Source organism: Butyricicoccus sp. (genome assembly GCF_050872565.1).
Classification (GTDB): Bacteria; Bacillota; Clostridia; order Oscillospirales; family Butyricicoccaceae; genus Butyricicoccus_A.
Genome location: NZ_JBNMHC010000067.1, coordinates 1 through 8,283, shown reverse-complemented (window position 1 = coordinate 8,283; position 8,283 = coordinate 1). Strand labels below are relative to the sequence as shown.

Here is an 8,283-nt window from a genome sequence, read left to right as displayed (position 1 = left end):
CGTTTGCTCGCCAGCCATAAAAGCAAAGCTGTGAGCGCACTGACAAGAATAGATACGAAAAAATCTGTTGTATTCTCACAGTATAACACACCAAACGGGATTTCGGCAAAGAAATCGCTGACAGCCAATACATAATTTGTCAGCCACGCTGCCGGTGTCAAGAAAATTTGTGCCAATGTCGCAGAACCAATACCGAGGATTCCACCGAGAAACAACAGCGGAAAAATCAAGGAAATTGCCCAGAGCGCGAACAGATTGGAAAAAATCGAAAAAACAGATATGTATCCAAAATGATACAGTAAAAACGGTGCTGTGAATACAGAGGAAGCAATCGAGCAGCCAACACTCGCAACCACGCCGCGCCGTCTGTGTTTTGCAGCAAAACATAAAATACCCAAGGTCGATGCAAAGGACAACTGCAAGCTGACGGACAGCAAGGCATCCGGCAAACGAAGCAAAATCAATAATAGGGCAAAAAACAGCGCAATCATGCTGTCCTTTTCCTTGCGAAAAGCGTAAGCAACTAAAATGAAGCCATACATAATACAAGCACGGACGACTGACGGTGACCAGCCGACCATGAGATAAAACGCAAATAAAACCGGAATGCCAAGATAAGTACCAATCTTTCTGCCAAACAGAAACAGCAGCATAGAAAGTAAAAATCCCACATGCAAACCGGACAGCGCAATGACATGCGCGAGACCCGCTCGGCGCAAGTGATCGGTATCTGTGGTTGTCAGATTTGTACGGTCTCCGGTTGCCAGCGCACACCAAAAAGCGGCTTGCCGTGCATTTCCCTGCTTTGCATACACATCTCGTAATGTTTGAGCAAAAGCTTTGGGATAATAGCTGAGCGGTCGATGCTTCGGCGATGTCACAACTACGCCAAATTCTTCATCAACACTTGCCAAAACCGCATATCCTTGTGCGCGATAATACGAGGCGCGGTCAAATCCTTCTGTCTGATTGGGAATATAAAATGAGACTGTTGCTGTGATTTCGTCTCCTGGTTTGAGCTGCTGTTTTGTCTTGGGCAGGTATGCCAACGTCCGAAAATTAAACGGACAGCCAACACGAGAGCCGATAACGCGAATCTCTACGCGCTGATTGGTGTCATACTGTGTCGGAAAATCTGTCACTTCTACAATCATGGATTTGCTGGTATCTGCTAAAGACATACTGGGAGCCTGAAATACAGCATGATATGCCTGTGTATAACACAATCCACACAAAACGCCAGCTAACAGCACGCAAATGGGACGAATTTTCTGTATTTTCCATCCAATGCAGGCAGTAACAGCAATCATGCAGACAGCCAGTGCCCAAGACACCTGTGCGGCACACAGAGCTGATGCTACACCAACAGCAAATGCAGACGTAAACCAAATGAACGGACGCTTCATCAGTTGTTCCCCTCTTAGATAAAAAGCGAGGTGGCGCTCCTTGCGGAGCACCACCTCAGTTGTGTCAGTGCAATTTATGCATTAGCCTGGAGGCCATGTCATATCACGGCCGGACAGAACATGAAAATGCAGATGGAATACACTCTGCTGCGCCTGCTCTCCAATATTGGAGACAATACGGAAACTTTCAATGCCCTTTTCCTTTGTGATCTTTGCAATGGCTTCAAAGCACTTTGCGACAATCATACTGTTTTCCGGTGTCACTGCGGCAGCAGATGCAATGTGCTGCTTCGGAATAACCAGAAAATGAGATGGTGCCGCCGGAGCAATGTCATTGAATGCATAACAGTATTCGTCCTCATAGACCTTTACAGACGGAACTTCGCCGGAAATGATCTTACAAAACAGACAATCATCCATTACTAGAAACCTCCTTTATTGACTATTGACAGAAAAAGAATTGCGTAATTCTTACTTTACAATACCAGCAACAACAGAAGCGACTGCCTGCAAAGCTTCGTCCAGCTTCTCCGGCTTCTTGCCGCCTGCAGAAGCGGAATCCGGACGGCCGCCGCCGCCACCGCCGCACAGCTTGGCAACTTCCTTGATGATCTTACCAGCATGTGCGCCAGCCTTGATAGCATCCTTGCCAGCTACGCACAGCAGCTGAATCTTGCTCTCACCGGTAACGGTTGCCAGAACAGCTACACCGTTTGCATTGCGCTCCTTGAGAATATCGCCGATAGAACGCATAACTTCCGGCGTATCATCCAGTTTAGCTGCGATAACAGAAACGCCATTGACGTCCTGTGCAGCGCCCAGAAGCTCGGACAGCTTCATCTCTGCGATCTTGCCGTTCAGACTGTCTACGTTGCGGGTCAAGCTGCGAACTTCTTCGACAACCTGATCTGCGCGCTGTACCAAGTCATTCGGCGTGGTCTTCAGAGCAGCTGCAGCGTCATTCAGCGTCTTCTGACGCTCCTCAACCATTTCGAGGAACTTGCGTCCGGTCAATGCTTCGATACGACGCACGCCAGCAGCAACAGAAGCCTCACTGACAATCTTGAACATACCAGCCTTTGCGGTGTTGTCCAGATGCGTACCGCCACAGAACTCGATGGAGAAATCGCCAGCGCGAACAACGCGAACGATGTCGCCGTACTTCTCGCCGAACAGAGCCATAGCACCCAGCTTCTTTGCCTCTTCAATCGGCATTTCGTCGGTGCGAACTTCCAGACCTGCCAGAATGGTGTTGTTGACGATGCTCTCTACCTTAGCAATTTCTTCCGGCGTCATAGCTGCGAAATGCGTAAAGTCAAAACGAACGTGGTCAGCGTCAGTATACGAACCAGCCTGCTCAACATGGCTGCCCAATACTTCGCGCAGTGCTTCCTGCAACAGATGGGTTGCTGTATGCGAACGGCAGATTGCCTGACGACGCTCCTTGTCAACCTTGCACACCAGCGTATCGCCGCGGCTGACAACACCGCTCTTGACAACACCAGAGTGCAGGTACATACGGCCATCGCCGCTCTTCTGTACATTGGTGATCTCGATCTCGCACTCGCCGTGAGACATGGTGCCGTAATCCGGTACCTGACCGCCCATCTCAGCGTAGAACGGAGTCTTATCCAGAACAACCGTTACCTTAGAGCCAGCGCGGACAGCATCTGTGCTCTCTCCTTCGGAAACCAGAGCCAGTACATTGCCCTCAGCTTCCAGCTCAGTATAGCCACAGAACTCGGTCTTGAGAGACTTGTCCAGACCCAGATCCTCGGAAGCCCAGCCCAAGTCGCCCATGCGCTTGCGGTCTTCACGGGAACGCTCCTTCTGCTCCTGAATCAGAGCATCAAAGCCGTCACGATCGGTGCTCATGCCCTGCTCTTCCAGAATTTCAATCGTCAGATCAATCGGGAAGCCATAGGTGTCATGCAGTTTGAAAGCATCAGCAGCCGGAAGCTCCTTGCTGCCTGCATTCTTTGCCTTTTCAATCATATCATGCAGGATAGACAGACCAGCATCAACGGTTGCGTCGAAGCGCTCTTCCTCTACCTGAATAACCTTGCGAATATATTCCTGCTTCTCAATCAGAGCCGGATATGCGCCGCCGCTCTCATGAATGACGGTGTCACATACCTTGTACAGGAACGGCTCATTGATGCCGAGCAGCTTGCCATGACGGGCAGCGCGGCGCAGCAGACGGCGCAGCACATAGCCGCGGCCTTCATTGGACGGGATAACACCGTCACAAATCATCATAACAGTAGAACGGATATGATCCGTGATAACGCGCAGAGATACATCGGTCTTGTAGGACTCGCCGTAAGTCTTGCCGGAGATCTTGGATACGTGATTGGTGATATTCTTTACAGTATCCACGTCGAACAGGGAATCTACGTCCTGCATAACAACAGCCAGACGCTCCAGACCCATACCGGTATCAATGTTCTTCTGAATCAGGTCTGTGTAGTTGCCGTGACCATCGTTGTTAAACTGAGAGAATACGTTGTTCCATACTTCCATGTAACGGTCGCAGTCGCAGCCTACCGTACAGCCCGGCTTGCCACAGCCATACTTCTCGCCGCGGTCGAAATAAATTTCCGAACACGGACCGCACGGACCGGAACCATGCTCCCAGAAGTTATCTTCCTTGCCGAAACGGAAAATACGGTCAGCCGGTACGCCGATCTTCTTGTTCCAGATCTCGAATGCCTCGTCATCGTTTTCATAGATAGACGGATACAGGCGATCTTCCGGAATCTCCATAACCTTGGTCAGGAACTCCCAGCTCCAAGTGATGGCTTCTTCCTTGAAGTAATCACCGAAGGAGAAGTTACCCAGCATCTCGAAGAAAGTGCCGTGACGAGCGGTCTTGCCTACGTTTTCGATGTCGCCGGTACGAATACATTTCTGACAGGTCGTCACGCGACGGCGCGGCGGCTCCTGCTCACCGGTAAAGTACGGCTTCAGCGGTGCCATGCCGGAGTTAATCAGCAGCAGAGACTTATCGCCCTGCGGGATCAACGAAAAGCTTGGCAGACGCAGATGACCTTTTGATTCAAAGAATTCGAGAAACTTTTCACGAATCTCATTCAAACCCATGTAATGCATACATTTGCCTCCATTATATTGAAAATAATTAAAAACGAAATATTCGTTATACAAACAAAAAAGCCCTCGCCCCAATAGGGGCGAAGGCTGTCAAGCTCTACGCGGTACCACCCTAATTTGCTGCTACGCAGCATCTCAGTGACCCTTAACGCGGGCAGACGATTCGGTTTATCCCGAATAGCTCAGAAGCAGCTGACAGTTTTCCGCTCTGCAAGGCTTCCACCATCCCCTGCTCTCTAAAAGGCTTATCCACTGTCTCATTTCGTCATCGCCATGTTGGTTGTATAACAGCTTTCATTATACAGTTTTTCACCGAAATGTCAAGAGTGTTATGCGTTTTTAATCGGATTTGCCGCTTTTTCCTTGCGCAGAATCGAAAACTCTGAAACCTTAAACGGGAACTTCAGATGAATATGCATCATTGCCGAACGCGCCGCATCCAAGATTTCTCCATTGTCATCGGTCATGTTCTCTACCTTGAACGAGTACACTGGCTTGCCTGGCTGCATCAATTCCAGCGTATCGCCGCTGAAGAAGCGATTTTTCAGCACAAATTCTGCATTGCCGTTATCATCACAGCTGACGAACAGACCGGAAATCTCCCAGTCACGGATATACATGACGTCCGGATAATACTGCCCCTTTGGATCGCGGCCGAAATAGAAGCCGGTAAAATACTCACGATGGCTGATCTTGCCGATTTCCTCGCGAATATCCTCCGGAACCTTAAAGTCCGGCGTCGGATTTTCAAAATACGCATCAATGGCGCGGCGATACGATGCCGTAATACCAGCGGTGTAATACGCTGTCTTGGCACGGCCTTCGATCTTAAACGATGTCACGCCTGCTTCAATCAGCTCCGGAATATGGTCAATCATGCACATATCCTTGGAATTGTACAGATACGTGCCGCGCTCGTCCTCATCGACAGGAAAATACTGTCCCGGACGCTTCTCTTCCATCAGCGCATACTTCCAACGGCACGACTGCGCACAGGCACCATGATTGGCGTCACGACCGGTCGTATAGTTGGAAATCAGACAGCGTCCAGAATAAGAAATACACATGGCGCCGTGTACAAAGCATTCGATTTCGACTTCCGGCGGAATATGCTCACGAATGGTCTTGATTTCTTTGAGTGTCAGCTCACGTGCCAGCACAATGCGCTCTGCGCCCATATCTACCCAGAACTGCGCTGCTTCATAGTTGAGAATACTTGTCTGGGTGCTGATATGCAGCGGCAGATTCGGCACAACGCGCTTTGCCACGCGAATGACACCCAGATCCGATACAATAATCGCATCGGCGTGATAAAGATACAGCTTTTTCAAATACTCCTCCAGCTCCGGAAATTCCGGAGATCTGGGGGAAATATTGACAGTTACATAGATTTTGACACCGCGCTCGTGGGCATAAGCAATGCCCTCTTGCAATTCCTCATCAGAGAAATTGTCCGATGCTGCACGCATACCAAAATGCTTTCCTGCGAGATATACAGCATCTGCGCCATAAGCAATCGCATATTTCAGGCGCTCCATATCGCCAGCTGGTGCTAATACTTCAGGTTTATTCATACTCTTTCTTCATCCTCAATGTATTTAGTTGCCAGCTGCTTCTGCTTCCAGCTGCGCAATGTTCTTATTGTGATCTGCCAGTGTCTTCGCATACAAGTGCTTGGTTCCGGCATCATCTGCAACAAAATAATAATAGTCGGTCTGATTCGGATTGGCAGCAGCCTTGAGAGCATCCATGCCCGGATTGCAGATCGGTCCTGGCGGCAGTCCCTTCGATGTGTATGTATTATACGGGCTGTCCGACTTCAAATCCGCCTTGGTCAGATTTTTATGTCCTACAGCATAGACAACTGTAGTATCCATATTCAGATACGGGTACTCCGCCGCATTATTCAAGCGGTTATGAATGACGCTGGATACATTGTACATGTCATCGGCATTAACCGATTCCTTCTGCGTAATAGACGCAATGATAACCATATCCGAGACATCCAAATTCTTTTCCTTACAAATCTGCGCCAAGCTCTTGCCGTCAGAGGTGCTGTTGAGCTTGTTTTCAAAGTTACCCAGCATCTTATTGATAATCGCATCCGCAGAGTCGCTGAGATAGAATTCATAGGTATCCGGGAACAAGTATCCTTCTAAGCGGTTGGTCTGGTTGCCCAGATCGTCCGGCAGGAAATCGTAATTAAACGTATCGTTCTGCATGGCAGACTGCAGCTCCTGCTTCGAGCTGAGACCATTCTTCACCAATGTGTCGATAATCTCATTGACGGTATAGCCTTCCGGAATCGTGACAGTGACTGTGCTCTTGCTGGTCAGACGAATCTGATTAACAATCTCTCGATAGTCCATATCAGAATTTAATGTCCACATACCCGGGCGGAATTGAATGTCCTTGTATACCGTGCTGGTAAACAGATGGAAGAACGAACCATAATTGATGACGCCGCTCTTGTCCAGCAGTTTGGATACCTCACTGACCGATGCATCCTCCGGAATGGTCACTGTGATGTCTTTGTCCGGCTTTGCCAGCGCAAACAAGTCATTGCACAGCAAAATACCGCTTCCTGCCAGAACAGCAGAAATCACCAAAATCATAATCAGATACTTGATGGTTCCGCCGACGCCTTTTTTCTTCTTGTTAGATTTCATATCTCTATCCTTTCTTGTATCTTAAATTGTTTATTTGAGAACAATCCGAATGACAAAGCTGGAAATGAAGATAAAGAATCCCGGATTGACAATACAGTCTCGAATTGCTGCCCATTTTGTCGAGGGATTTGGCTTCATCTTGCGCAGATTTTTGCTCTGAATCTGATTTTCCAGCGAACGCAAGGTCAAATATAGCATCAGCAAAAACAAAATACCGTTGATAATCGTGAAGTACTTCCAGATGCCAAAGGAACTGTACAGATGGATCAGATAGTTGATAATGTAGTAATAGCAGTTGTTTATCGTATGTGCGAGAACAGCCGGCCAAATAGAATCAAACATATAAACCAGATAGGCATATGCACAGCCGGCAATAAACGGCCCGATAAAATTGAGCAGTGATCCATGCAGCATCGCGAAGCAAGCGCCGCTCAGCACAATGCTGATAATTGTTCCTGCTTTGCGCTCAAACGAAGAAAACAACGCGCCGCGCACAAAAATCTCTTCTACAATCGGAGAAAAGATGACAATGCCTAAAAAGCTGAGGAATCCATAATGATTTCCGGCACCACTCGTGGTAATCATGGCACTGACGTCCATATCATTGGAGCCGCGCACTACATAAGCGAGCAGATTCGCGAGAAAAGACAGAAAAGAAACCGCAAGAGCGAACTTTACTGTAAATCCAAAGTAAGTCGGCAGCTTTTCCGGATGTTGCTCCCATCGGAAATTGAGCTTAAATTCGTTGTCCTGTGATTTGTACAGGCAGTAGGTCGGCGGGACAAATGCCAACAGTTCTATGAGAATGATGCCGAGCGATGGAAATTTGGAAAAGACAAAGTCAAATCCCAGACCGCACACCATTAAAATCACAAAGCTGGCAAACAGCATGAGTCCCGGTAATATAGTCGCTTTATTTTTCATGAACGCGCATCACCTCATTTTCTGTCACAATGCAGTCGCAGTGCATGTCATGTTCCTCTGTGGGGACTTCCGGCAGCAATCGCTCCTGTGCGCACAGCACCATGCGAGTTCCTGCTGTCTGAGGAAGAAATCGGTCATAAAATCCGCCGCCATATCCCAGTCGTGCACCGGAT

Annotated in this window: 7 protein-coding genes; all 7 read right to left on the bottom strand. The window is 48.6% G+C overall.

The window, feature by feature from the left end; all coding sequences use genetic code 11:
• Window positions 1-1,406, bottom strand: a 1,406-nt coding sequence (locus tag ACR0P9_RS04500; RefSeq protein WP_432617730.1) for a ComEC/Rec2 family competence protein, incomplete at its 3' end; no start/stop codon positions are given.
• A gap of 81 nt (window positions 1,407-1,487) precedes the next feature.
• The gene (locus tag ACR0P9_RS04495; protein ID WP_432617728.1) at window positions 1,488-1,826 is read right to left on the bottom strand and encodes a histidine triad nucleotide-binding protein; all 339 of its coding nucleotides are present in this window, start codon (window positions 1,824-1,826) and stop codon (window positions 1,488-1,490) included.
• A gap of 51 nt (window positions 1,827-1,877) precedes the next feature.
• Window positions 1,878-4,517 (bottom strand): alanine--tRNA ligase, encoded by a 2,640-nt coding sequence (gene alaS, locus ACR0P9_RS04490; protein ID WP_432617726.1) that lies wholly within the window; start codon window positions 4,515-4,517, stop codon window positions 1,878-1,880.
• A gap of 329 nt (window positions 4,518-4,846) precedes the next feature.
• The gene (locus ACR0P9_RS04485) at window positions 4,847-6,091 is read right to left on the bottom strand and encodes a peptidase U32 family protein (RefSeq protein WP_432617724.1); all 1,245 of its coding nucleotides are present in this window, start codon (window positions 6,089-6,091) and stop codon (window positions 4,847-4,849) included.
• Window positions 6,092-6,115: 24 nt separating this feature from the next.
• Entirely contained in the window at window positions 6,116-7,186 is a 1,071-nt protein-coding gene (gene mltG, locus ACR0P9_RS04480) for an endolytic transglycosylase MltG (protein WP_432617722.1), read from the bottom strand.
• 30 nt (window positions 7,187-7,216) lie between these two features.
• Entirely contained in the window at window positions 7,217-8,110 is an 894-nt protein-coding gene (locus ACR0P9_RS04475; protein ID WP_432617720.1) for a CPBP family intramembrane glutamic endopeptidase, read from the bottom strand.
• The coding region (locus ACR0P9_RS04470; RefSeq protein WP_432617718.1) for a 5-formyltetrahydrofolate cyclo-ligase at window positions 8,100-8,283 on the bottom strand (184 nt) is incomplete at its 5' end. The genes ACR0P9_RS04470 and ACR0P9_RS04475, both read right to left, overlap by 11 nt.